General features: G+C 31.3%; 24 protein-coding genes. 9 read left to right on the forward strand and 15 right to left on the reverse strand.

Annotated features, from left to right (window positions below; genetic code table 11):
* The first annotated feature begins 4 nt into the window (after positions 1-4).
* The gene (locus ACLII3_RS02370; protein ID WP_412986171.1) at positions 5-757 is read left to right on the forward strand and encodes a DJ-1/PfpI family protein; all 753 of its coding nucleotides are present in this window, start codon (positions 5-7) and stop codon (positions 755-757) included.
* Here ACLII3_RS02370 and ACLII3_RS02375 read toward each other — a convergent pair.
* Complete coding sequence (locus ACLII3_RS02375; protein WP_412986172.1) at positions 747-1,202, reverse strand: Lrp/AsnC family transcriptional regulator; 456 nt, start codon at positions 1,200-1,202, stop codon at positions 747-749. The genes ACLII3_RS02370 and ACLII3_RS02375 overlap by 11 nt on opposite strands.
* A gap of 117 nt (positions 1,203-1,319) precedes the next feature.
* Between ACLII3_RS02375 and ACLII3_RS02380 the strand changes: the two genes are divergently transcribed.
* Positions 1,320-1,721, forward strand: coding sequence for a hypothetical protein (locus ACLII3_RS02380; RefSeq protein WP_412986173.1), 402 nt, complete (start codon positions 1,320-1,322; stop codon positions 1,719-1,721).
* Here the strand turns inward: ACLII3_RS02380 and ACLII3_RS02385 are convergent.
* The 3 genes from ACLII3_RS02385 to ACLII3_RS02395 form a co-directional block, all read right to left on the reverse strand.
* Complete coding sequence (locus ACLII3_RS02385; protein WP_412986174.1) at positions 1,718-2,443, reverse strand: DUF6498-containing protein; 726 nt, start codon at positions 2,441-2,443, stop codon at positions 1,718-1,720. The genes ACLII3_RS02380 and ACLII3_RS02385 overlap by 4 nt on opposite strands.
* Before the next feature lie 53 nt (positions 2,444-2,496).
* Positions 2,497-3,036 (reverse strand): sigma-70 family RNA polymerase sigma factor, encoded by a 540-nt coding sequence (locus tag ACLII3_RS02390; protein ID WP_412986176.1) that lies wholly within the window; start codon positions 3,034-3,036, stop codon positions 2,497-2,499.
* Between the two features lie 228 nt (positions 3,037-3,264).
* A complete protein-coding gene (locus tag ACLII3_RS02395) occupies positions 3,265-6,684 on the reverse strand; it encodes a methylmalonyl-CoA mutase family protein (protein WP_412986177.1) in 3,420 nt (1,139 codons plus the stop codon).
* A 161-nt stretch (positions 6,685-6,845) separates the two neighbouring features.
* On the opposite strand from ACLII3_RS02395, the gene ACLII3_RS02400 reads away from it, so the two are divergent.
* The gene (locus ACLII3_RS02400; RefSeq protein WP_412986179.1) at positions 6,846-7,550 is read left to right on the forward strand and encodes a DUF4197 domain-containing protein; all 705 of its coding nucleotides are present in this window, start codon (positions 6,846-6,848) and stop codon (positions 7,548-7,550) included.
* Between the two features lie 39 nt (positions 7,551-7,589).
* Here the strand turns inward: ACLII3_RS02400 and ACLII3_RS02405 are convergent, their stop codons facing one another.
* A complete protein-coding gene (locus ACLII3_RS02405) occupies positions 7,590-8,099 on the reverse strand; it encodes a hypothetical protein (RefSeq protein WP_412986181.1) in 510 nt (169 codons plus the stop codon).
* Positions 8,100-8,363: 264 nt separating this feature from the next.
* Between ACLII3_RS02405 and ACLII3_RS02410 the strand changes: the two genes are divergently transcribed.
* Complete coding sequence (locus tag ACLII3_RS02410) at positions 8,364-8,558, forward strand: Lacal_2735 family protein (RefSeq protein WP_412986182.1); 195 nt, start codon at positions 8,364-8,366, stop codon at positions 8,556-8,558.
* Here ACLII3_RS02410 and ACLII3_RS02415 read toward each other — a convergent pair.
* From ACLII3_RS02415 to prfA, 3 genes are read right to left on the reverse strand one after another with little or no spacing between them, the layout of a single operon-like run.
* On the reverse strand, positions 8,529-9,332 hold the full coding sequence (locus ACLII3_RS02415) for an ABC transporter substrate-binding protein (protein WP_412986183.1): 804 nt from the start codon (positions 9,330-9,332) through the stop codon (positions 8,529-8,531). The genes ACLII3_RS02410 and ACLII3_RS02415 overlap by 30 nt on opposite strands.
* A gap of 7 nt (positions 9,333-9,339) precedes the next feature.
* On the reverse strand, positions 9,340-10,158 hold the full coding sequence (gene pyrF / locus ACLII3_RS02420) for an orotidine-5'-phosphate decarboxylase (RefSeq protein WP_412986185.1): 819 nt from the start codon (positions 10,156-10,158) through the stop codon (positions 9,340-9,342).
* 39 nt (positions 10,159-10,197) lie between these two features.
* Positions 10,198-11,274: a peptide chain release factor 1 gene (gene prfA, locus ACLII3_RS02425; RefSeq protein ID WP_412986186.1), complete on the reverse strand. Its 1,077-nt coding sequence runs from the start codon at positions 11,272-11,274 to the stop codon at positions 10,198-10,200.
* A 405-nt stretch (positions 11,275-11,679) separates the two neighbouring features.
* On the opposite strand from prfA, the gene ACLII3_RS02430 reads away from it, so the two are divergent.
* The gene (locus ACLII3_RS02430) at positions 11,680-12,342 is read left to right on the forward strand and encodes an ATP-binding cassette domain-containing protein (protein WP_412986188.1); all 663 of its coding nucleotides are present in this window, start codon (positions 11,680-11,682) and stop codon (positions 12,340-12,342) included.
* A 16-nt stretch (positions 12,343-12,358) separates the two neighbouring features.
* On the opposite strand, the gene ACLII3_RS02435 is transcribed toward ACLII3_RS02430, so the two are convergent.
* The 5 genes from ACLII3_RS02435 to ACLII3_RS02455 all read right to left on the reverse strand — a co-directional run bounded on the left by ACLII3_RS02435 (position 12,359) and on the right by ACLII3_RS02455 (position 20,801).
* Entirely contained in the window at positions 12,359-14,911 is a 2,553-nt protein-coding gene (locus tag ACLII3_RS02435) for an adenosylcobalamin-dependent ribonucleoside-diphosphate reductase (protein ID WP_412986189.1), read from the reverse strand.
* Positions 14,912-15,063: 152 nt separating this feature from the next.
* Positions 15,064-16,128, reverse strand: a complete 1,065-nt coding sequence (locus ACLII3_RS02440; RefSeq protein WP_412986191.1) for a DUF3078 domain-containing protein — start codon at positions 16,126-16,128, stop codon at positions 15,064-15,066.
* Positions 16,129-16,152: 24 nt separating this feature from the next.
* On the reverse strand, positions 16,153-17,331 hold the full coding sequence (locus ACLII3_RS02445) for an AIR synthase related protein (protein ID WP_412986192.1): 1,179 nt from the start codon (positions 17,329-17,331) through the stop codon (positions 16,153-16,155).
* 45 nt (positions 17,332-17,376) lie between these two features.
* Positions 17,377-18,030, reverse strand: coding sequence for a Curli production assembly/transport component CsgG (locus tag ACLII3_RS02450; protein WP_412986193.1), 654 nt, complete (start codon positions 18,028-18,030; stop codon positions 17,377-17,379).
* Between the two features lie 584 nt (positions 18,031-18,614).
* Positions 18,615-20,801, reverse strand: a complete 2,187-nt coding sequence (locus tag ACLII3_RS02455; RefSeq protein ID WP_412986195.1) for a glutamine synthetase III — start codon at positions 20,799-20,801, stop codon at positions 18,615-18,617.
* A gap of 255 nt (positions 20,802-21,056) precedes the next feature.
* Between ACLII3_RS02455 and ACLII3_RS02460 the strand changes: the two genes are divergently transcribed.
* Entirely contained in the window at positions 21,057-22,067 is a 1,011-nt protein-coding gene (locus ACLII3_RS02460) for a glutamine synthetase beta-grasp domain-containing protein (RefSeq protein WP_412986196.1), read from the forward strand.
* A 51-nt stretch (positions 22,068-22,118) separates the two neighbouring features.
* Here the strand turns inward: ACLII3_RS02460 and ACLII3_RS02465 are convergent, their stop codons facing one another.
* Positions 22,119-23,069 carry a calcium/sodium antiporter gene (locus ACLII3_RS02465; RefSeq protein WP_412986197.1) on the reverse strand — a complete coding sequence of 317 codons (951 nt, stop codon included), beginning with the start codon at positions 23,067-23,069 and terminating at the stop codon, positions 22,119-22,121.
* 192 nt (positions 23,070-23,261) lie between these two features.
* Between ACLII3_RS02465 and ACLII3_RS02470 the strand changes: the two genes are divergently transcribed.
* From ACLII3_RS02470 to ACLII3_RS02480, 3 genes are all read left to right on the forward strand, one after another.
* Complete coding sequence (locus tag ACLII3_RS02470) at positions 23,262-23,621, forward strand: BlaI/MecI/CopY family transcriptional regulator (protein ID WP_412986199.1); 360 nt, start codon at positions 23,262-23,264, stop codon at positions 23,619-23,621.
* Positions 23,621-25,372 carry a M56 family metallopeptidase gene (locus tag ACLII3_RS02475; RefSeq protein ID WP_412986201.1) on the forward strand — a complete coding sequence of 584 codons (1,752 nt, stop codon included), beginning with the start codon at positions 23,621-23,623 and terminating at the stop codon, positions 25,370-25,372. Before ACLII3_RS02470 ends, ACLII3_RS02475 begins: the two co-directional genes overlap by 1 nt.
* Positions 25,373-25,869: 497 nt before the next feature.
* Positions 25,870-26,022 carry an SsrA-binding protein gene (locus tag ACLII3_RS02480; protein WP_412986203.1) on the forward strand — a complete coding sequence of 51 codons (153 nt, stop codon included), beginning with the start codon at positions 25,870-25,872 and terminating at the stop codon, positions 26,020-26,022.
* Here ACLII3_RS02480 and ACLII3_RS02485 read toward each other — a convergent pair.
* A complete protein-coding gene (locus tag ACLII3_RS02485; protein WP_412986205.1) occupies positions 26,019-26,534 on the reverse strand; it encodes an adenine phosphoribosyltransferase in 516 nt (171 codons plus the stop codon). The two genes, ACLII3_RS02480 and ACLII3_RS02485, sit on opposite strands and share 4 nt — an antisense overlap.
* Positions 26,535-26,583: the final 49 nt, after the last annotated feature.

Genomic DNA, 26,583 nt, shown 5'->3' on the forward strand with positions numbered 1-26,583 from the left:
CACTATGCGATATATTACATTTCTTTTAATATTTACGTTGCTTTTTGCTTGTAACTCTGGCGAAAAAAAAGTAGAATCAAATAATGAGATCCTGAAACAAGTTCAGGATGAGAAGCAATTCCCAAAGTTAGAGCCCAATCGTTATAATGTAGCATTTTTAATTATGGATGGCACTTATAACACTGAGTTGACAGCACCTTTTGATATTTTTCAGCATACTATTTTTAGAGATAGTATTAAACCTATGAATGTATTTACTGTAGCTAGCACAGATGAAGCCATTACTAGTTTTGAAGGTATGCGTATTCTTCCAGATTTTAATTATTTGAAAGATGAAATGCCGAGAATTGACATACTAGTAGTACCTAGTGCAGAACATCATTTAGGTAAAGACTTAGAGGATGAAGCTATGATTAATTTTGTAAAACAAGTTGACAAAGAAGCGCTATTTGTTACATCGCATTGCGATGGTGCTTTTGTATTAGCTAAAGCTGGTTTATTAGACAATTCGGTTTCAACCACATTTCCTAGCGATATTGATAAAATGCGGGATATGTTTCCAAACTTAGATATTAGAAAAGATGTACTATTTGTTCATGACGGCAAATACATTACATCAGCTGGTGGCGCAAAAAGTTTTGAAGCAGCTTTATATTTGTGTGAACACCTTTATGGAAAAGAAATTACACAATCTTTAGCAGGAGGATTAGTAATTGATTGGAACTTAAATAATGTTCCGCATACAATCATCGATTAAATGTAATTGGTTTTACTATTGGATTATTTTCTATAACGTTAGATAATATAATTTGTGTTTTGGTTTCTCCATAAGTAATCAATTGATCAATGAATTTTTCTAAATGCATTTGGTTGTCTAAAACCACTTCCATTACTATATTTTCATTACCAGTAATTCGATAACAATTTACGACCTCTTCAAAAGATTTTACTTTTTGAAGAAATGGTTTTAGTCGTCCCATAAATGCTCTAACGGTTATTAATGCTCTTAGTTGATAACCTGTATCATAATGAGATACTGTGGCTGTGTATCCCTTTATAATTCCTGCATCTTCCATCTTCCTAATTCGCTCTGCAACTGCTGGAGACGTAACTCCAACAACCTTAGCTATTTGAGTATTTGTTTGGCGTGAATTTTCCTGCAATAGCTGAAGAATTTTCCAATTAATATCATCTACCTTCATTTCTAAATAAAATACGTTATTTTCTTTAATTATTAAAGATAAATATAATTTTTACTTTAAAAAAGAAATACAAAATATTTCTTTAGCATCTAAATTTGTAATAATTGCTAGAAGAAAATGACTTATAACACACCTACACATTTGTCTAACTTGCCTATATATAAAAAGGCAATTGAAATTTTCGCTCTTACTCAGAAAATTTCAACGTATTTACATGCAGATTTGTCACCTCTAAAACAAGATGGAACAGAAGATAAAAACATCTATTTTTCTGGTGATATTATACAGCAATCTGTTTCTATTGCTCCTGAAATATTAAAAGCAGAATTAGAAAAAGAAAGCTATTCTGATAAACGTTATAAGCATGCTGAAGCTGTAAATAATCATAGTTTAAAATTATACAATAGCTGTAAGCGTCTTGAAAATTGCAATAGTAATGGTAGAGATTTCCTTCCTATTTTAAAAAAGGAACTAAAGAAATTTAGAAAGCTACAACAAACTTGGATGCTTACGCTTTAAAACAGATTACGCAATTCTATATAAAGTTCGTCTTCTGTATGTTCTGAATTTTTAGCAAGTCTTTTCGCCAATCTTCTAAGATTTTTATCACTAGAGTTTATATAAACTCCCAATAAATCTACTGCTAATCGCAATAGTATTAATAAGATTGCGACTACAACTCCATCAGGAAAAATAAATGTAAAAAACAAAGCAATTATAACTGTAAACTGTTGTATAAATATTCTTAAATAAGGTTGAATGAACATCCTATCTACTGTATATAAATTATAAACTTTAGTCCTAATAAATGAAAAGTAAGTTTGAACCGCAATAAAAATTAAGGTTACCAGAAGACCATAAGTAATACCTTTTAGTGTTAATACATATTTAAAGTTTTGAATAAGGTAAAAAGGCTCACTTATATTTTCATCAGAATATTGAAATATAGCAAATACAAAAGTGGATTGAACAGCTATAAAGAAAGAATAATGCACCATAAAAAACCCAATTTTAAAATTTGGTTTTGCGTTCTTTATTTTACTTTGAGCTAAACTATGTGTAGCAACATAATGCATTTTGTAAGCATGTATCACTCCAATAATAACGGTTTCTAAAAAATACACCATTACTATAGCAAAGGGATCAGCTAAACCTGTAAATAAAAAAGTAATTAATGTAAATGCATTAAGCCATATATATTTGTTATGACTTGAAGGCGCAATTATTTTACCTAAATCCATAAATTGTTTTATCAATTACATTGAGGTAATTTACAAAAAAGTCAACAATTGAATCAAGAACAAATCTTACAGTCTTCCTTATCTTTAACTTCTCCTACCAAATAACCTTTAGCATTAACCTTATAATCGCAACAATCCATATAACCTTTAGCTATTAACTTTCTTGCACGCTGTATTCTTGACTTAGCTGTTGGTAATTGCAATTTTAATTGAGCTGCAACTTCTGCTTGTTTTAACCCTTTAATATCAGACAAAAACAAAGGATCTCTATACTTTTTTGGCAAGCTTTTTATAATTCCGTACAAACAATCCTTTTCACTATGTATTTCAGTAGCATCTTCATTTACCAATTGTACATCTTCAACACTATATGGTGTATTATTTTTCCTAAAATAGTCCATAGCAGTATTGTATGCAATCGTCATTACCCAAGGCTTTACTTTTTTTTCGTTTTTTAAAGACTCTAATTTTGTGTGGATTTTAATAAACGTATTTTGAAGTATATCATCAGCAATTACTTCATTATTTACTTTTGATAGTATAAAGCGTTTAACATCTAAATGATAGGCTTTCCAAATTTCTTGAGTTGTCATTATATAAAGTAAAAGCGTTGTAAAAATACAACGCTTTATTTTTTAGTATTAGTATTTAACAATTACATCCTGAACAAGTACAGCTTTCGCAAGTACAATTTTTACAATTTCCACTTGCACAACCATCGCATGTACAAGTACATTCTTTATTTTTCATTGTTTTTTGTTTTATAGTTTCACCTATAAGACTTAGAAACATTAAAAAAGATGCATTCTTAAATTACTTTTTTACATATTTCTTCGGTACTGACCACCAACCTCAAACAAGGCACTCGTAATCTGCCCTAAAGAACACACTTTACAAACCTCCATTAAGTCTTCAAAAATATTTTGATTGTTAATGGCTTTCTCTTGTAAGTTCTTCAACATTGCATTTGTATCATGAGCAGCATGTAAGCTTTCTAATGTCTTAATTTGGAATTGCTTTTCCTCTTCAGTTGCTCTAATTACCTCAGCTGGTAACACTGTTGGCGATCCTTTACTACTTAAGAATGTATTTACACCAATAATTGGGAATTCACCAGTATGTTTTAAAGTTTCGTAGTATAAACTTTCTTCCTGAATCTTAGAGCGTTGATACATCGTTTCCATAGCTCCAAGAACACCACCTCTTTCTGTAATTCTATCAAACTCAGCGAGTACAGCTTCCTCAACTAAATCCGTTAATTCTTCGATGATGAATGCACCTTGAATTGGGTTTTCATTCTTCGCTAATCCTAATTCTTTATTGATAATCAACTGAATTGCCATCGCACGACGTACGGACTCTTCAGTTGGTGTTGTAATTGCTTCATCATATGCATTTGTATGTAGCGAGTTACAGTTATCATAGATTGCATATAAGGCTTGAAGCGTAGTACGAATATCATTAAAATCAATTTCTTGCGCGTGTAAACTACGACCAGAAGTTTGAATATGATATTTCAACATTTGCGCTCTAGCATTGGCATTATATTTATGCTTTAAAGCTTTTGACCAAATACGTCTTGCTACACGTCCAATCACAGCATATTCTGGATCGATACCATTAGAGAAGAAGAAAGATAAGTTTGGTCCAAACTTATTAATATCCATTCCTCTCGATAAATAATACTCTACATAAGTAAATCCATTAGCTAGCGTTAATGCTAACTGTGTAATTGGATTTGCTCCTGCTTCTGCAATATGATATCCTGAAATAGACACCGAATAGAAGTTACGTACATTATTATCAATGAAGTACTCTTGTACATCTCCCATTAAACGTAGTGCAAACTCTGTAGAGAAAATACACGTATTTTGTGCTTGATCTTCTTTTAAAATATCTGCTTGAACTGTTCCTCTTACTTGAGCAATAGTCTTTACTTTTATATCTTCATAAACGTCTTTTGGCAATACTTGATCTCCAGTAACTCCCAATAACATTAATCCTAAACCATCATTACCTTCAGGTAAATCACCATTATATCTTGGACGTTCTTTGTCTTTATATATCTCCTGAATTTTAGCTTCAACCTCAGTTTCTAATCCATTCTCTTTGATGTAAATCTCACATTGCTGATCAATTGCAGCATTCATAAAGAATCCTAATAACATTGGTGCAGGACCATTAATAGTCATACTTACCGATGTCATGGCATGTGCTAAGTTAAAACCAGAATATAATTTTTTAGCATCATCTAAACAACAAATAGAAACTCCAGCATTACCAATCTTACCATAAATATCTGGACGATGATCTGGATCGTTACCATAAAGCGTTACACTATCAAAAGCAGTTGATAAACGCTTTGCTGGCATACCTAAACTTACATAGTGAAAACGTCTATTGGTACGCTCTGGTCCTCCTTCTCCTGCAAACATACGTGTTGGATCTTCTCCTGTACGTTTAAATGGATACAATCCTGAAGTATATGGAAATTCTCCTGGAACATTCTCTTGTAATGTCCAACGTAAAATATCTCCCCAAGCTTCATATTTTGGTAAAGCTACCTTAGGAATTTGAGTGTGTGATAACGACTCTGTATGTGTTTCTATTTTTATTTCCTTATCTCTTACTTTAAAAGAATAGATAGGGTTTTTGTATTTATTTACTTTTTCCTCCCAATTGGTAATCACTTCCCAATTGTAAGGATCTAAATTCATTTTTACTTTATCAAACTGAGCTATTAACAATTTTACAAATGGCAATTCATCAGCACTTACTTGCTTTAAAATTTCATCTTCGTTAAGTCCAGCTTTATTAAGCTCTGGTTGTACATCAACAACAGATTCGATAGTTTTAAATATTCCGTAAAGCTTTTGAGCAACTTTTACTTGTCCATCTCCTTTAGCATCATAAGCTCTGTTATTTTCAGAAATTTCAGAAAGGTAACGTGTTCTTGCTGGTGGAATCACAAAGATTTTCTCACTCATTTCTTTAGAAATCTCAAAAGACGATTTTAAGTCAGCCTCCGTTTTTTCAGCAACTTTATTCATAATTGCTTTATACAGCGTGTTCATTCCTGGATCATTAAACTGCGAAGCAATGGTTCCAAAAACAGGCATATCATCCATATGTACATCCCAAAGATTATTATTACGCATGTATTGTTTTTTCACATCACGTAAAGCATCTAAAGCACCTCGTTTATCAAACTTGTTGATGGCTACTAAATCAGCAAAATCTAACATGTCGATTTTCTCTAACTGCGTTGCCGCACCAAATTCTGGTGTCATTACATAAAGAGACACATCACTATGTTCTATAATCTCAGTATCAGATTGTCCAATACCAGATGTTTCTAAAATAATTAAATCGTATTGAGCTGCCTTTAATACTTCAACAGCTTCGTTAACGTGTTTAGATAATGCTAAATTAGATTGACGTGTTGCCAAACTACGCATATATACACGTTCATTATTAATAGCATTCATACGAATACGATCTCCTAATAATGCACCTCCTGTTTTACGTTTTGATGGATCTACAGAAATTAATCCAATCGTTTTTTCTGGAAAATCAATTAAAAAACGTCTTACTAACTCATCTACTAAAGACGACTTACCAGCTCCTCCAGTTCCTGTAATTCCTAGAACAGGTGTTTTTGAAGTTTCGTTTTTAGCATGTATAGCATCTAAAGTTTCTTTTGCTACTTCAGGGAAATTCTCTGCAGAGGAAATCACACGTGCAATTGCATTTACATCTTTAGAAGCAATTTTTTCAGCTTCACCATTTAAATGATCTCCAATAGCAAAATCTGAACGTTCTACTAAATCGTTAATCATTCCTTGAAGTCCAAGTTCTCTTCCATCATCTGGCGAATAGATACGTGTAATTCCGTAATCCATTAATTCCTTAATTTCTTCAGGAAGAATCACTCCTCCACCTCCTCCAAAAATTCGGATGTGTTCTGCACCTTTTTCTTTAAGTAAATCGTACATATACTTAAAGTATTCGTTGTGTCCGCCTTGATAAGAGGTCATAGCAATAGCATTGGCATCTTCTTGGATTGCAGTATTTACTACTTCTTCAACACTTCTATCGTGTCCAAGATGAATGACTTCACATCCTGTAGATTGGATGATACGTCTCATAATATTAATTGACGCATCATGTCCATCAAATAACGATGCTGCAGTTACTATTCTTACTTTATGTTTTGGTTTATAAGGTGCAATTTGTTCCATTCGTAAAAAAACTTGTTTTAAGGGTGTGCAATTTACGAAATATTCAAAAAAACTAGCAGAATATCATAAATTATCTAAAGTTAATCTTATCTAAAAATCAAGAGCGATTTTTGACAAAATATAGAAGTATCCCATATCTTTGCTTTATAAAACCTTAAACTATGATTAAAAGAATTTTTGCTGTAGTATTACTACTTAATTTAACAGCATGTGCCGAATTACAACAAGTTGTAAATCAACTACCTCAAGGAACTACTATTGGAAATACAGACATTGCTGCTGGATTAAGACAAGCATTAGATTTAGGAATAGAAAAACAAGTAAGTAAACTAACCGCTAAAGATGGTTTTTATAAAAATGATTTAGTAAAAATATTACTACCAGAAGAATTAAAGAAAGTTGATAAAGGACTAAGGGACATTGGACTTGGTAATTTGGCAGACGAAGGTTTAAAAGTGTTAAACAGAGCTGCCGAAGATGCTGTAAAAGAAGCTACTCCAATTTTTGTAAAAGCAGTGAAGGACATTACTTTTGACGACGCTAAAAACATATTATTAGGAAACGATAATGCTGCAACACAATACCTAACAGGAAAAACACAAACAGAGCTTTATAATAAGTTCCATCCTGTGATTAACAATTCGTTTGGCAAAGTTGGAGCAGACCAAATTTGGGAAAACCTAATTAACAAGTACAATACAATTCCTTTTACTAAAGATGTAAATCCAGATTTAACTGACTATGTTACTGGAGAAGCACTAAAAGGTGTTTATACAATGATTGCTGTTGAAGAAAAAGAGATTAGAACTAAAGCTTCAAGTAGAACAACAGACCTATTAAAGAAAGTCTTTGCTTTACAGGATTAGTTATACTCTACAGAAAAGAAATTAAGACCGAATGAATTATCATTCGGTTTTTTTATACAAACCATCAAATGCAACTGTAATACTATTATCAATAGTGATGGTTTCCCAATACTGCCTTACTGAGCCATCTTCATTAAGTGTCCAAGTTACTTTATGATGAAACTTCTGACCTTTTGAATCTGTTATCATATCAGACTTAAGAATCATTCGGTTACCTACTCTATTTCCTTTTAAATGCAAACTTCCTCCTTGATTATCAACCCAAATTTGTTCCCATTGTTTAGTTGTAGCATTATAAAAATTATTGCTAGTTCCTGTATAACCTTTATTGGCACTTGTCCAATTCTCGCGTAAGATGCAATTATCTTGTATTTTATCTATAACATTAGTTCCTGCAAAAGAACCATCTGGATTTGTTACTGTCCATTTACCAATCCAGAAATCAAACTCTCCATGTTTTTCTGTACAACATTTGCAGCTTGTATTATTTTGTTGAGCATTAACACTGAATGAAAATAGACAAACAAATACTATATAAATAGCTTTCATAATTGAGTTAGTTAATTATGCTATTAAATATAATAAACTACTGATAATCTAATACTAATATTAACATAACATTACAATCAAGCTAAAATTGGATATTTGTCCCACATATAAGTCATAACACTTAAGACTTTTTTGGGTTAGTTAGTAAAAGTTAGTTTTGTAAGAATCGGTTTATTAGAAATAGGCCGATTTTTTATTTGAAATTAACTTGCTGTTTTACAATATTTTAAATATATTTAATAGCATAATTAACTAACTCTCTAAGTGAAAAAAAACACTAACATAAAACAGCATCGTGATAAGCTTCGTAAAAAGTACAAGTTACTTATTGAAGAAGCTTACAATTTAAGGCAGACAGACCATGCTTTAAGTGATTTTTCGGAATATCGCGCCATGCAACTTTTAAATCGTATGAATAGATTAAAGTTTTTAGATCGTGACTTCAAGGTTGTTTCTTAATTCCTTAAAATAGCCAAATGCTTTTTTAAGTCTTGAGCCATACCAAGAAAACATTTCACCATCTATAATTTTAACAACTATCTTATTATTTAATCTCGTTGCAATTTCTTCTACATGCTTTTCTTTAAATGGATATGGTTCAGAAGAAAGAAATAGCACATCAATATTTTCCTTTTTTAGTTTATTAATATCAATTTCAGGGTAACGTGGTTGTGTTTTAAACACATTTTCATACTTATTAAGTTCTAATAAGTGATTAATAAAATTATTACCTCCAGCAACCATCCATGGTTCTTTCCAAATAAAATAAGCCACTCGTAAAGTTTTTTGAGTTTTACAATACCTTTCAAAATCTGATTGTTCAGTTTTTATAAACTCAATCATTTTTGAAGCTTGCTTATTTACATTAAACATATCACCATACATACTTATAAGCTGAAGTGCATCTGCTATGGTAAAAATATCTGACACATGTACAGGACAAACTTGCTCACAAACCTCAACAATTTCTTTAATATTCTCCTCTTTATTACAAAGAATAATATCTGGATTTAAAGCCCTAATAACATCTAGCTTAATATTTTTTGTCCCACCAACAATCTGAACATTATTTTTAATATGACTTGGATGTATACAAAATTTAGTAACACCAACTAAAGATGACTCTAAGCCTAAATCCACCAATAATTCGGTTTGAGATGGCACTAACGAAATGATACGTTTAGGTACAGTGCTCAGTTCAAGAAATCTTCCTATTTGGTCATGAATTACCATGAAAACATTAAGCCTTTAAAACAGCTTCCATTTGTTCTTGCAGCTCTCTTGCTTTATTTGCTGACGCTTGGGCAAAATCTTCGTCATTGGATGCATAAATGATACCACGAGAGGAATTGATTAATAAACCAATACTATCTTTAACCATACCATATTTACATACATCTTGTAGATTTCCACCTTGTGCTCCTACTCCAGGTACTAGCAAAAAGCTATTAGGAATAATTTGTCTAATATCTGCTAAATACTCCGCTTTAGTAGCTCCAACCACATACATCAAATTTTGGCTATTCTTCCATGAGGTAGATGTTTCTAATACTTGTTTATAAACCTCTTTCCCTTCTACAATTTTAGTTTGAAAATCGAAAGCACCTTGATTGGATGTTAAGGCTAACAAAATAGTATGTTTATTCTCGAATGCTAAAAATGGTTCAACTGAATCCTTTCCCATATAAGGCGCTACTGTAACACTATCGAAAGCTAAATCTTCAAAAAATGCTTTAGCATACATGGTACTTGTATTACCAATATCACCACGTTTAGCATCTGCAATTGTAAAAATCTCTGGATGCTTTTCATTAATATAATTAATGGTTTTTTCTAAAGCTTGCCAACCTTTAATACCATAAGCCTCATAAAACGCTGTATTAGGCTTGTATGCTACACATAAATGATGCGTTGCATCTATAATAGCTTTATTAAAAGCAAAAATTGGATCTTCTTCTTTTAATAAATGTTGTGGAATTTTATTTAAATCTACATCTAAGCCAATACATAAGAATGACTTTTTGATTTTTATCTGCTCTATTAGTTGTTGTGTTGTCATATTGTCTATAAAAAAAGCCTCAAAAGAGGCTTAAATATTTTAAAGTACGTCGCTGTCTGCTTTTAACTTTTCAGTGTTTTCAGCCAACATTAACTCGTCTATTATTTTCTGAACGTCTCCATTAATAATGTTAGACAAATCATATAATGTTAAACCAATTCTATGATCTGTTACACGACCTTGTGGATAGTTATATGTTCTAATTTTTGCACTTCTATCTCCAGAAGATACCATGCTTTTACGCTTTTCTGAATCTGCTGCTTGTTTCTTAGCCAGCTCCATTTCGTATAAACGAGAACGCAATACCTTTAAGGCTTTTTCTAAGTTTTTGTGTGAAGATTTTTGATCCTGACAACTTACAATCATTCCTGTTGGCTCGTGGTGTAATTTAATTGCAGAGTATGTTGTATTTACCGATTGACCTCCAGGACCTGTAGATGTTGTACGCTCAATACGCACTTCTTTCATATCAAGTTCTACATCAAATTCTTCGGCTTCAGGTAATACAATTACTGATGCTGCTGATGTATGTACACGACCTTGTGTTTCGGTTTGAGGTACACGTTGTACACGATGTACTCCAGCCTCAAACTTCATTGTTCCGTAAACATCTTCTCCAGATACTTCAAAAATGATTTCTTTAAATCCTCCAGATGTTCCTTCATTAAAATCTACGACACTTACATTCCAACCTTTGCTTTCGCAATATTTAGTATACATACGATGTAAATCTCCTGCAAAAATACTTGCTTCATCACCACCAGTTCCAGCTCTTACTTCTACTACAACATTTTTAGCATCATCAGGATCTTTAGGAATTAACAAGAACTTAATTTCATCTTCTAAAGCAGGTAATTGCTCTTTTGCCTCGTCCATTTGCATTTTGGCCATTTCAACCATTTCTGCATCACTGCCATCATCAATAATTTCTTGAGCTTCGTTAATATTATCCATTAACGACTTATAGATATCGCCTTTATCAACTATCTTTTTTAAGTCTTTATATTCTTTATTTAATTGTATATAACGTTTTTGGTCTGTAATAATATCTGGTTGGATAATTAAATCACTAACCTCATCAAAACGTTGCTTTACTATTTGAATTTTCTCTAACATCTGCTTCTCTAAAATTGTGTAGCAAAAGTACGATAATTTATGAATTGTCAATATCAAAATATCACAACTCTTAATTCAAAAAAAATAATTTATTACTAACGTCGTTTATGTAATAGATGCAGCAGTTTTTAAACATACTTACTTTTTACAAGCCATTTGTATTGTGGTCGTTTATAATAAATATCATTATAACCATTGTAAATCCGTTTATTATGCCTGCAATAGTTACCAAATTGCTCCTTACAATTTTTGTTTGGTATTTAGTTAATGAAACTAATGCAAAACGACGATTGGTGTTTTTTAACAACTTAGGCATTTCGTCAATAAAGTTGTTTTCTGTCCTATTTTTTATAGATACATTATTTACAATAGGATTTCTTACCTTGATAAAAGAATTTATATAACGTGATTTTTGAAATAGACAATGTAGAACTTTACTTTAAAAACAAACGAATTTTAAATGGTATTTACCTAAAAGTAGACACTGGAAAAGTGACAGCTATTTTAGGTAGTAATGGCTCTGGAAAAAGTTGTTTGATGCAAATAACTTTTGGCTCTATGAAAGCTAAATACAAGCTAATACGAATAGATAACAAGCCAATTTTAAAACCTTTATATCTTACCAAATTAGTTAAGTTTTTACCGCAACATCATTTAATTCCTAACTTTTTCAAAGTTATAACTGCTTTTAAGAGCTATGGTGTAAACTGGGATGAATTTATTAGTCAGTTTGAAGCATTTTCAATTTTTAAAAACTACAAAATAAATAAGCTGTCTGGTGGAGAAAGGCGTGTCATTGAAACTTACCTTATTTTAAAAAGTGATAGTAAACTTGTATTGCTAGACGAACCTTTTTCGCACTTAGCTCCTCTATATATTGAACAAATAAAAACCTTAATTGCTCAAGAAAAAAAGCATAAAGCTATTATTATTTCTGATCATATGTACAGACACATTATAGATGTTTCTGATGAAATTTACTTGTTAAAAAATGGCTGCACCAAGCACATAAAAAATTTATTAGAACTTGAAGACTATAAATATTTAAGCGAAGGGAGTTTAAGTTAATCCTAAAAACCTTAACCTATCCACATTTAGAAGACCCGCAATCTGTACAAGTCAAGCAACCTTCTTGGTAAATCAAGTTTTCAGAATTACAGTTTGCACAAGCTTGTCCTTTAGCTTTTGTACCATCTGCAACATAACGTTTTAATGCTCTTACCACTCCATTCTTCCATGTGTTTATTGATTCACTATCTAAATGTAAACTATTAATCAACTCTACAATCTTATCAATAGGCATACCATGTCTCAAAGTACTTGAAAACAGCTTAGCATAATTCCAAAATTCTGGATTAAACTTATGCGATAATCCTTCAATAGTAGTTTTATAACCTCTTTTGTTTTTATATTGAAAATCGTACCTAGATTGACCATCTCCATTTTTGCTTTTTATAATCAATCCTTCATTTACCCAACGTGGTAATAAAATACCATCTTCATCATCTGCTAGTCCAGTAAAAATCTCGTAAGGTTTTCCGTCAATCAATCCTATAAATGCAATCCATTTTTCTTTATTATTTTGAAAACGTACCACATCTGCATCTAATATTTGAGGTCTTTTTACAGGGAAAGAAGTCAGTTCGTTTGTTTTACCTTCTTTTTTCTCATCTGTAGAAATTAACACTCCTGCCCTTGAACCATCTCTATAAACCGTAACACCTTTGCAGCCAACTTCCCAAGCTTTAAGATACAGTTCTCCTACTAAATCTTCACTTACATTATTTGGCAAATTTATGGTTACACTAATAGAATGGTCAACCCATTTTTGAACTGCTCCTTGCATAGTTACTTTACTTAACCAATCCACATCATTGGATGTAGCTTTATAATAAGGAGACTGTTTTATCAAATCGTCAATTTCTATCTGACTATAATTCTTTGAAGTATCTATTCCATTTACTTCCATCCATTGCTTAAACCTATGATGAAATACTACATATTCTTCCCAAGAATCACCTACTTCATCAACAAAATCAATTCGAACATTCTTATCGTTAGGATTCACTTTTCGTCTACGTTTATAAACTGGCATAAAAACAGGCTCAATACCTGATGATGTTTGAGTCATTAAACTAGTTGTTCCTGTTGGTGCAATGGTAAGCAAAGCTATATTACGTCTTCCATATTCCAACATATCATAGTACAATTTATTATCTTCTTCTTTTATCCTATCAATGAATGGATTGTGCTTTTCTTTTTCTGAATCAAAAATTGTAAATGCGCCTCTTTCCTTTGCTGTTTGTACAGATGCTCTATAAGCTTCCATTGCTAGCGTTTTATGTACTTGCACCGAAAATTCATTACCTTCTTGACTTCCATATTGAATACCTAAAGCAGCTAGCATATCACCTTCGGCTGTTATTCCTATGCCTGTGCGTCTACCTTCTTCTGCTTTACGTTTAATATTTAACCAAAGGTTTCTTTCTACAGATTTAACTTCATCCAATTCTGGGTCATTATTAATCTTATTTAAAATCGCATCAATTTTTTCCAATTCTAAATCAATAATATCATCCATGATTCGTTGTGCTACAGCAACATGTTTTTTAAATTTCTTAAAATCAAACACAGCTTTTTCTGTAAATGGATTGTTTACATATGAAAACAGATTTATTGCCAACAAACGACATGAGTCATATGGACACAATGGTATTTCACCACATGGATTAGTAGATACGGTTTTATACCCTAAACCTGCATAACAATCTGGAACCGATTCATTAATAATAGTATCCCAAAATAAAATTCCTGGTTCAGCAGATTTCCAAGCATTATGTACAATCTTTTTCCAAATACTTTTGGCTTCAACACTCTTTTTTACTTTTGGGTTATCGCTATTAACAGGATATTTTTGAATGTATGTTGCATTGTTCTTTACAGCCTTCATAAAATCATCATCTATCCTAACAGAAACATTAGCTCCAGTAACTTTTCCTTGTTCTAATTTAGCATTTATAAAATCTTGTGAGTCTGGATGATTAATTGACACAGACAACATTAATGCTCCTCTACGTCCATCTTGTGCAACTTCACGTGTTGAATTAGAATAACGTTCCATAAAAGGTACTATTCCTGTAGATGTTAAAGCAGAATTTTTAACTTCGGAACCTTTTGGTCTTATATGAGATAAATCATGACCTACTCCTCCTCTACGTTTCATTAGCTGAACTTGTTCTTGGTCAATCTTCATAATTCCTCCATAAGAATCAGAATCACCATCATTTCCAATTACAAAACAATTTGATAAAGATGCTATTTGATAAGGGTTTCCTATTCCTGCCATTGGACTACCTTGAGGTACTATATATTTGAAATCCTTAATCAAATCAAATATCTTAGATTCTGGTAATGGATTTGGATAACGTCTTTCTATTCTTGCAATCTCTTTCGCAATACGTTTATGCATATCGTTTGGCGTAAGCTCAAAGATATTTCCATCAGAATCTTTAAGTGCATACTTATTTAACCATACACGTGCTGCTAAATCATCACCTTTAAAATATGAAACAGAAGCGCTAAAAGCTTCTTCTTGAGTATAGCTTTTTAATTGAGAATTTATAGTTTTTGTTGACATTTGATTGGATTTATTAAGAAGTATAAAGCAATCAAAAAATATAGACTTAAAATATGACATATATCATAAAGCCAACAGATATAAATATTTAATACACTGATATTTAGAAAGTTAAAAACTTACTAACACAAAAAAGTTAACAAAAAGTGCTTCTAGAAATCTACTAAAACCCCTATTCCTAACATCTGTTTCCATTGTACTTTAGCTCCAGATACAATTGGCTCTTCACCTTCAATAAGGCTATCCTTAGTAATCTTTACGTCGTCATCATATTTTAGATGCGAACCTAATGTTGCTTGTACAAAACTGTTAACTTTAAAATTTAAAACTAACTCCCAATCAACATCAATATTTCCAAAATTGTTTAGGTAATCGGTATATAAACTTATAATATTTCGCAATGAAATATTCTCGTAAACCTCTTTTTCAAAAGAACTATTTACAAGAATTCCAACTTCTCTTCTAAAATTACTCCCTCTGGTTAACATATTACCTTCATCATCAAAGGTAGCTGGAGTAACTCCAAAAGCACCTGCATCAGCTAAATCCTGATCTAATACAAATGTAGATTTTAATGTAAGTGGCGATAAATAAGCCGAAAAATACTCTATATGCTCTCCATATACAGAACCAACTCCTAAAAACATATAAGCTGGCGCCATAAACTTTGATATTGGCTCAGAATCGCTATTAGAATAATTATAACCATTTGTAAGTTGTGTTGCAAAACTAAAATTAGCCGAATAATACCAATTTGAAATAGTATCTTTTCTAAAGCCAAAACGAGAGTTGATTTCTAATAAATCATCAGTTTTTCTAATATCTTGATCTTGCTGCTTGTTTACACCATATTTAATCACTGCTCTATTCTCCCAAACTGTATGGTCGTGTTTATAATTACGCTGAAATTCCAAACCTAATAATCCAGAAATTGAGCTAGAACCACCAGCATTCCAGTTTACAAAAGCCACCTCACTAATATCAAAACTCACACGATTAATATGTCTCCAATCTTCAACAATACTATCTTTTTTTGCCTCAACTGTATCACGTTTAATTCTAATAGTATCACGTTTTACCTCAACAATAACTAGACTATCTTGATTTATAGAAATGGTGTCTCTCTCTACACTTTGAGCAGAAATAAAAAAACTAGACAATAAAAAACTAATAACTAGACAAGTCTTATAACTATTTTTATAACTATTTAAAAACATGGTTAGAGATTTTTAAATTTTTCACTAGTAGTTAAAAACGCCAAATTCACTTTTTATTGTAAGCTTTTTAGAATCACTTGCTTCTACGCGACCCACTATTTGAGCATCAACATTAAACGATTTAGAAATTTTAATTATATCATCAGCAATTTCAGGAGATACATATAACTCCATTCTATGTCCACAGTTAAATACTTGATACATTTCTTTCCAGTCTGTTTTTGATTGCTCTTGAATAAGCTTAAACAAAGGTGGAATTTTAAACATGTTATCTTTTACAATATGAAGGTTATCTACAAAATGAAGAATTTTTGTTTGCGCTCCACCACTACAGTGAACCATTCCGTGAATAGTATCGCTTTTATATTTAGATAAAATTGATTTAATAATTGGTGCATAAGTACGTGTTGGCGACAACACTAATTGTCCAGCATCAATTGGAGCATCTTCAACTGCATCTGTTAACTTTGTTTGTCCAGAATATACTAAATCTTCTGGCACTGAAGCATCAAAGCTTTCAGGGTATTTTTCAGCTAAATATTTATGAAAAACATCATGTCTAGCAGAAGTAAGTCCATTACTGCCCATTCCTCCATTGTAACCCTTTTCGTAAGTAGCCTCTCCATAGGACGCTAATCCTACAATAACATCACCTTCTTTAATATTAGCATTATCAATAACATCTTCATGCTTCATTCTTGCAGTAACTGTAGAATCAACAATAATTGTTCTTACCAAATCTCCAACATCGGCAGTTTCTCCTCCTGTTGAATGAATTGTGACTCCAAATTCTTTAAGTTCAGAAATTAACTCTTCTGTTCCATTAATAATTGCAGATATTACTTCTCCTGGAATTAAGTTTTTATTCCTACCTATTGTAGAAGACAACATTATATTATCTGTAGCTCCAACACACAATAAATCATCTATATTCATTATTAATGCATCTTGAGCAATTCCTTTCCAAACTGAAATATCTCCAGTTTCCTTCCAATACATGTAAGCTAGCGAGCTTTTTGTTCCAGCACCATCTGCATGCATTATTAAGCAATAATCATCATCATTAGTTAAATAATCTGGTACTATTTTACAAAAAGCTTTAGGGAATAAACCTTTATCTATATTTTTAATAGCATTATGTACATCTTCCTTAGAAGCAGAAACGCCTCTTTGTGCATATCTTTTACTAACCTCGTTACTCATTGAAGGATATTTTTTTTGGTTATGCAAAAGTAATAAAGTATTTAGTTAATTATGTATTATTGGATTAGAATTAATGATTGTTGGTTCGTTTGGTTTTATACGTCTTTTTTTGTTCCATTTCTCAAAATAAAAATTTACTCCAAAAGCCACCCTCCAATACACATCATCAGCCTCTCCTTTAACTAAACCATCTAACTCATCAGTAAACACATGATTATAATCAGCTTGCAACTTAACTCCTAACTGTTCTAACACTAAGTACTCAACACCCAATCCTGCTTGAGCTTTAAAACTAGTTTCTTCAAAATAATTTGAAGCGTTATAGCCTCCTCCAAAAAACACAAAAGGAGTAAACACATTATTTGGCATCAATGTTATTTCAGCATTTAAATCAAAAGACATAAAACCTTCATTAAACAAATCTTTATAAGCTAAATTAAACTTATGATACGTAAACCCAACATTAATGTATCTTCCAAAATAACGCTTATAGCCATAATGACTATAAATTTCAAATAGAGGGTCTATATAATCTCCATTAATAACAGAAGTACCTAAAGCCAATGTAAAAACATTTTTCCCTCTAACTTCAGTTCCAAAAACTGGATTTATAAACTTTGATGATTCTTGAATTTCTTCATCTTGAGAATTGACATTTACAGCCATTAATAACAAGACAAACACAAAAAACTTTTTCAAACTCATAATAGTTAATTAAGAGTAGAAAAGAACTTTAATAGATTTAGAGCATAGCAATATACTAATCAGTTTTTAAAAAACAAGAAAAACATAGCTGCAAATATTTGACTATCAACACCTTAAAGTAAACGCTTAACAAAGAAGATAAATACAAAAAGCTCTAGTTTTCTAAATCTAAAAAATAGAATACTAGAGCCTTTAAAAATCGAAACGTTAAAAACTAAGATGCGATGTTAGCATCTACAATTTCTAACTTACTGTCTTGCGATAATTCATCTTTAAGATTGTCTTTTGAATCGTCTAAAGTGAATAAGAGAGTCGCAACCATAAGCGCCAAGACACTTAATAGTAACTTTTTCATTTTTACAAAATATGGATTAATAGCAATACAAATTTAATAAAAATAAGTCATTAAAAATCAACCATTACCACAGTTAACGTAGGAAAAAACTGTTAAATTCGATAACTAGTTAAATAATTAGCTGAAATACAAATTAAGGGCTGAAAATTTTAGACGAAATACGTAATTATACGTACAAAAATCATTCAAAAAAACGGACATAAACGTAAACTAAACCCTACATTTACTTAGTAAAGAGCAATTCTCGATACTTTGTTAAAGGCCATAATTCATCATCAATTAACAGCTCAAGCTTATCACAATGATATCTTATTTCATCAAACATAGGCTTTACTTTTTCACAATAGGCATTTGCCTTTTTAGAAGTATCTTTAATTTTATTAGCCAACTTTCTCTCATTAATCATTTGAGTGACTCCTGAATTTATAGCTTCAATTCTATCGGAAATATCCTTGATTAATATTAACTGTTCAACTGCATAGTCTTTAAAATTATCACCATAAATATCCTTAAGTCCTCTTACGTTTTCAATTAGGATATTTTGATATTTAACAGCAGTAGGAATGACATGATTTCTAGCAATATCACCTAGCACTCTCCCTTCAATTTGAATATGATTCACATATTCCTCAACCTCAATCTCATAGCGTGCTTCTATCTCTACCTTATTCATAACACCCAAGCCTTCAAACATTGAAATTGTTTTATTTGATATTCTAGCCTTAAGCGCTTGAGGTGTTGTTTTATTATTACTTAAACCTCTCTTTTTCGCTTCCTTTTGCCAGTCATCACTATAACCATTTCCTTCAAAAAGTATACTTCTAGAATGTTTAATATATTCACGTAAAACATTAAATATTGCTTCGTCCTTCTTAAGATCTTTTTTAGCAATCAACAAATCAACTTCTTCTTTAAAATCTATTAACTGCTTAGCTACAATAGAATTTAAAACCGTCATTGGATTAGCACAATTTGCTGTAGAGCCAACCGCTCTAAATTCGAATTTATTACCCGTAAAAGCAAAAGGAGATGTTCTATTTCTATCTGTATTATCTAATAATATTTCGGGTATCTTACCTACTACATTTAATTTTAAATCTGTTTTTTCTTGCGGAGACAACTTCCCTTTAGTTACTCCTTCAAGTTCCTGTAACACCTTAGTTAATTGCTCACCAATAAACACCGAAATTATTGCTGGAGGTGCCTCATTAGCTCCTAAACGATGGTCGTTACTTGCTGATGCTATTGAAGCTCTCAACAACTCTTCATTATCATAAACTGCTTTAATTGTATTAACAAAAAAGGTTAAAAATTGAAGGTTACTCATTGGTGTAGTTCCAGGTGCTAACAAATTAACTCCTGTATTAGTACTTAAACTCCAATTATTATGTTTCCCTGAACCATTAACTCCTGCGAATGGTTTTTCATGAAAAAGGACTTTAAAATTATGACGCTCTGCAATCTTTTCCATAACATCCATTAACAAAGAGTTATGATCGACTGCTAAGTTAGCCTCCTCAAAAATAGGTGCTAACTCAAACTGATTTGGCGCCACCTCATTATGCCTAGTTTTAACAGGAATTCCAAGCAACATACACTCCGTTTCCAAATCACGCATATATGCCATTGCTCTATTAGGAATAGTTCCAAAATAATGATCATCTAATTGCTGTCCTTTAGCTGAAGAGTGTCCAAGTAATGTTCTACCTGTTAAAGTAATATCAGGTCTAGAAGCAACTAATGCTTTATCAATTAAAAAATATTCCTGCTCCCAACCTAAAGAAGCATTTACTTTTTTAACATTTTTATCAAAATATTTTGCAACAGCTACTGCTGCTTTGTCTACAACTTGTAAAGCCCTTAAAAGTGGGGTTTTATAATCTAAAGCTTCTCCTGTATATGAAACAAACACCGTTGGAATACATAATGTTGTTCCAAAAATAAACGCTGGAGACGTTGGATCCCAAGCTGTATATCCTCTTGCTTCAAATGTATTTCTTATACCTCCATGAGGAAATGAAGATGCATCTGGCTCTTGCTGCACTAATTGATTACCACCAAATTTCTCTACCGCTAAACCATTACCAATCGTTTCAAAAAAGGCATCATGCTTTTCTGCAGTAGCTCCTGTTAAAGGCTGAAACCAATGCGTATAATGAGTTACTCCCTTTACCATTGCCCAATCTTTCATTGCAGCAGCAATTTGATCTGCTATTCCTCGAGATATCTTTGTACCGTTTTCTATAGCATCTACAACACTATCATAAGCGTCTTTAGTAAGACACTGCCTCATTGTCGCTTCATCAAATACATGTTGTCCAAAAATTGAGGAACGTTTAACTTCCTCATTTATCTTTTTTGGTTCTCTATTTAATGATTCTTTTAACGCATGAAATCGTAACGTAGACATAATCCTTATTTTAACATTTAAAGCAAAATTAGATTTAAACACCTAATAATGAAATACAATTAACAATAGTTTATTAACAATATTTCATTTTTTTGTCAAAAAAATAAAATTTAAACAACACAACCCTAAAAAAAATAGGGTATAGATAAAAATAAACATACTTGTTAATAAAAACACCCTAAAAAAACAATGGTGTGAATTAAAACATATATATTTGCTTCGTAATTTAAAAAACATAAATCCTTTTTTTAAAAAATGGCAAAATCTAAACTTGAGTACATTTGGTTAGATGGACATCAACCAACTCAAAACATGAGAAGTAAAACTAAAGTTGAAGATGACTTTAGTGGAAAATTAGAAGACTGTTCAATTTGGTCTTTTGACGGAAGTTCAACCGAACAAGCCGAAGGTGGTTCTTCAGACTGTTTATTAAAACCTGTAGCTATTTATCCAGACCCAACAAGAAAAAATGGTTACTTAGTAATGTCTGAAGTATTAAATTCTGATGGTACTCCTCACCCATCAAATGCAAGAGCTACTATTGATGATAACGATAATGACTTTTGGTTTGGATTTGAACAAGAATACTTCTTAATGGATCAAAAAACTGATTTACCATTAGGATTCCCTCGTGGAGGATTCCCTGGACCTCAAGGAAAATATTACTGTTCAGTTGGTGGACGTTATACTTGGGGAAGAGATTTTGTTGAGGAACATGCTGACTTATGTATTGAAGCTGGATTAAACTTTGAAGGTATTAACCAAGAGGTTGCTCCAGGACAATGGGAATTCCAATTATTTGCAAAAGGTGCCAAAAAAGCTGGTGACGAAATTTGGGTTGCTAGATATTTATTAGATAGATTAACTGAGAAATATGGTTATTATATTGAGTATCATCCAAAACCAGTAAAAGGTGACTGGAATGGATCTGGAATGCACGCTAACTTCTCTAACACAACACTTCGTACTTGTGGTAGTAAAGAAATATATGAAAAAATATGTGAAGCATTTAGACCTGTTACAGAAGAACACATTGATGTATATGGAGCAAACAACGACGAACGTTTAACTGGGTTACATGAAACTGCTCACGTATCTGATTTCTCTTATGGAGTATCTGACAGAGGCGCTTCAATTAGAATTCCAATTATTACAGTTGAAAATGGCTGGAAAGGATGGTTAGAAGACAGACGACCTGCTTCAAATGGTGATCCATACAAAATCGCAGGAAGAATTATAAAAACAGTAAAGTCAGCTAATATATAACAGCTCCTTTACCAATCATATAAAAACGTCTAACATATTGTTAGGCGTTTTTTATTTCGCACCAATAAATACTAAGAAAATAAATAACCCATAAGCTCCTACCAGCATCATTCCTTCAAGCTTATTAAACTGAAAACGTTTTGGAATAAATATCATTGGCAGTAATACAGCAGCAAATATCAACATCCAAAAAATGTCTCTAGATAATATCTGGTCATCTGTTACTGGAATATCTTTTATTATAGAAGTCAAACCTAAAACAGAACCAATATTAAAAATATTTGACCCTATTAAGTTTCCTAACGAAATAGCTTTTTCTTTTTTAGCAACAGCAATTACAGATGCTGCTAACTCAGGAACACTAGTTCCAACAGCAATCATAGACACAGATATCACAGCTTCACTCACGCCTAACTTTCCAGCAATATCTACTGCTCCAGTTACTAACCAATCTGAACCAAAATACAATGCCAATCCCCCTATTATTAACCAAAGTACAATTTTAAAATAAGACACTTTTGCTAAAGTTGGATCCACCTCATCATCGTCAACATCTACACCTTTAGATCGCTTGATAAGCATTAATATAAATACGATTAATGCTCCAAACAAAATAACACCTTCAATAGTAGTTAACTTATTATCGTTACTTAAAAAATAATATAACGCTATTGAAAACAACATCATAACTGGCCAATTAAAAGTATAAAAAGACTTATCGACCATAATAGTCCCTATTAAAGCTGTAATTCCTAAAACCAAACCAATATTAGCAATATTAGACCCGACTACATTATTAATAGCAATTGCTGGCGAACCACTTAATGCAGCATTTAAGCTTACCAATAACTCTGGCGCCGAAGTTGCAAAAGACACAACTGTTAAACCTATTACCATTTTAGAAATACTTAACCTAAATGATAATGCTACAGACGATCTTACCAAAAACTCACCTCCAACAACCAACAACACAAAGCCTAAAGCGACTAATAATATGCTCATAAATTAATTTTTACGCGAAGATAACTTAAGATTTATGATTATCTAAATCTTGAAAAAAAATATTGACAAAACAACTTTAAATCATAAAAACACACAATAAAAACTAAAAATTTAGTTAAATAACTATATTTACAGTTGTATAACTATAAAAATAGTTATATGTTTGAATCATCATTAAAATTGACAACTCAAATGCAGAAATTAACAAATAAAGAAGAAGAGATAATGCAAATTATATGGAAGCTTGAAAAAGCTTTTGTAAAAGATGTCCTTGCTGAAATAGAAAACGACAAGCCACATTACAATACATTATCAACAATAGTGAGAAACCTAGAAGATAAAGGATATGTTGGATATACAGCTTATGGAAAAACCCACCAGTATCACCCAATTGTTAGTAAAGAAGAATACAGGGAAAAATTCTTTAACAATGCTATAGACAGTTATTTTAACAGCTCATACAAAAGTGTAGTTTCATTTTTTGCTAAGGAAGAAAAAATTAGTGTTGATGAACTAAAAGAGATTATTCAATTAATAGAAAACAAAAAATAATGGAACATTTAATTAAATCGAGCGCCATCATCATTTTATTTTATTTGTGCTACAAATTGTTTTTACAAAAAGAAACATTTTTTGAAAGTAATAGATGGTTTCTTTTAACTGGATTAATTTCTGCCTTATTTATCCCTTTAATAGTAATTCCAATATACATCACTATAGAACCATCTCAACTTAGCACTATAGCATCTTCAAATATCATCTCAACTAAGGATATTGCAGAAGAAAGCATTAGTACAAGCACCATAATCTTTTCTATTTATATTCTTGTAGCAATTGGATTATTTATTAAACTATTATTTCAGTTAAAGTCATTAAGCAAATTATTATTGGCTAATAAAAAGTTGAAAGAAGATAAATTTAGAATAATAAAAACCAATAGTGACAATCCACCATTTTCATTTTTTAACTGGATAGTATTTAATCCAAATCAATTTGAGACCAAAGAACTACAACAAATTTTAACTCATGAAAAAGTTCATGCAAGACAATTACACTCATTAGATATAATAATATCGCATTTATCTTGTATTGTATTTTGGTTCAATCCAATTGTATGGCTTTACAAAAAAGACATCGAACAAAACTTAGAGTATATCGCAGACAAATCAACTCAAAACATAGTTAATTGCTCTAAAAGCTATCAGCATTTATTATTAAAAACAAGCGTACCAAACTACAAAATGGCGCTGACAAATAATTTTTATAATTCACTAATCAAAAAACGTATAGTTATGCTACACAAAAACAGATCAAAAAACAGCAATCAATGGAAACTTCTATTAATCCTACCACTTTTAACCATTTTCTTAATGAGCTTTAACACAAAAGAAGTGTACACCACAGATGAAGAAGTTGTTAAAAATCATGACCACGACGAAGATGTTGAAATGGTAATAATCACTAAAGACATGTCTAACACTGATTTAGACAAATTAAAAAAGGAACTTTCTAAAAAGGGAATCACAATTAAATTTAAAGGAGTTAAACGAAATAGCAAAGATGAAATTACAGCTATAAAAATTGACGCCTCAGTTAAAAAAGCAAATTCAAACTACCACACATCATCAGATGAAAGTATAAAACCTATTAAAATATCATTTACAGATGATAGCATTTCTATTGGCAACAGTAATGACATTCATTTTGGGGAAGGTTACACTTTCGTTACTAAAGACAAGAACCATAAAATACACAGGTCTGGAAGTGGTAACAATGTTTTTGTTATTAGAGATGATGCTCACGAAGGTCACGGAGAAACTCATGAAATTATAGAAGATGACGATAAAATCATCATTAAATCTGGAGATAAAGTTCATGAAATATTAAAAAGTGGAGAACATAAAAATGCGTTTTTCATTTCTGAAGATGGTGATAAAGTTATTGAGTTAAAGAAAAAAGGAAACAAAAACAAAGATGAAATTATCATTATTAAAGAAGACAAGAACGGGAATATTATAAGTGAATGGATTGAAGACAAAGACGAAAACATTTGGGTTAAAGAAGACAATAATGTTATTAAAATAGAAACAAAAGGTAATGGCAACGACAAGGTATTTATATCAACCAATGACGGAAAAGAACCTTTAATTATTGTTGATGGAAAAGAAATGTCTCAAAAAGAGTTTGAAAAAATAAAACCAGATAACATTGAAAAAGTTGAAGTATTAAAAGGTGAAAACGCAACCAAAAAATATGGTAAAAAAGCCAAAGATGGAGTAATAGTTGTTACCACAAAAAAATAATCAAAATCACATATGTTTTAAAGCACTCCATTTAGAGTGCTTTTTTTGTTTTTATTTTTTTAAAAAAGATGAAAAATCAAAAAAAGACTACAAAAAAGATAAAAACGCCCTTGCTTTTCAAAAAACACTTCAAAAAACCCCTTGAATTATTATAATTTAAAACATAAACAACACTTAAGACTTACAATTTAAAATTAACCTCAAGACAAGTCACAAAATATTGAAATATTTTTTATTTTTTTAGTTAACAATGTAAAGTCAATTTCATCGATTTAACCAAAAACGTTTGGAAGTAAGATTTCCAAAAATATATATTGGGAAGACAATTACGTAATTAATCAAATATTCAAACACTTTAAACTAAAAAATTATGATGACACTTGCTAAACTTATCATCGATATTGTAACATCGATTGGATAACAGAAATTCAAAACAAAACCGTAAGACTTAATTCTAGAGTAAGTTTTACTACTTTTGTCTTTGAAGACCAAACAAAATGAAAAAGCAAGTATTTAAGTTTTTAGCTAAAGTTAACAAAGCATTACTACCTAGTTATACAAAACAAAGGTTAGACCTTACTAAAGCCACAAAAATACAATTGGCCATTTTTGGATGGCGTTTATATGTAACTAAACGCGCTTTAGATTAGTATTCTAAAACCGATTTAACGTCATAGCCACTTATTTTTTCCTTACCATTTAAAAAGTTAAGCTGCATAATAAAATTGCACTGCACAATATTACCTTCAAGCTTTTCAACCAATTTACATACTGCCTCAGCGGTTCCTCCTGTAGCTAATACATCGTCGTGAATTAACACGCGCTCTCCTTTTACAATAGCATCTTCATGCATCTCCAAAGTATCTGTTCCATATTCTAATGCATACGATTCTGAAATTGTTTTAAAAGGCAACTTCCCTGGTTTTCTTACAGGTACAAATCCAGCTCCTAATTTTTGAGCTAACAGTGTTCCAAAAAAGAAACCTCTAGACTCAATACCTACAACCTTGTCTATTTTTGTATCACCTATTTTATCTAATAAAGCGTTTAAACATAATTCTACTGCTTCTGGATCTTGAAGTAATGGTGCAATATCTTTAAATAAAATCCCTGGCTTAGGAAAGTCCTGTATATCTCGTATGTAGTGTTCAATTGTTTTCATAGGCGAAAGTTAATTATCATTTTCAATATAAAACATGATTAATATCAAA

Origin of the sequence: Pontimicrobium sp. IMCC45349 (genome assembly GCF_047219225.1) — a bacterium.
GTDB lineage: Bacteria > Bacteroidota > Bacteroidia > Flavobacteriales > Flavobacteriaceae > IMCC45349.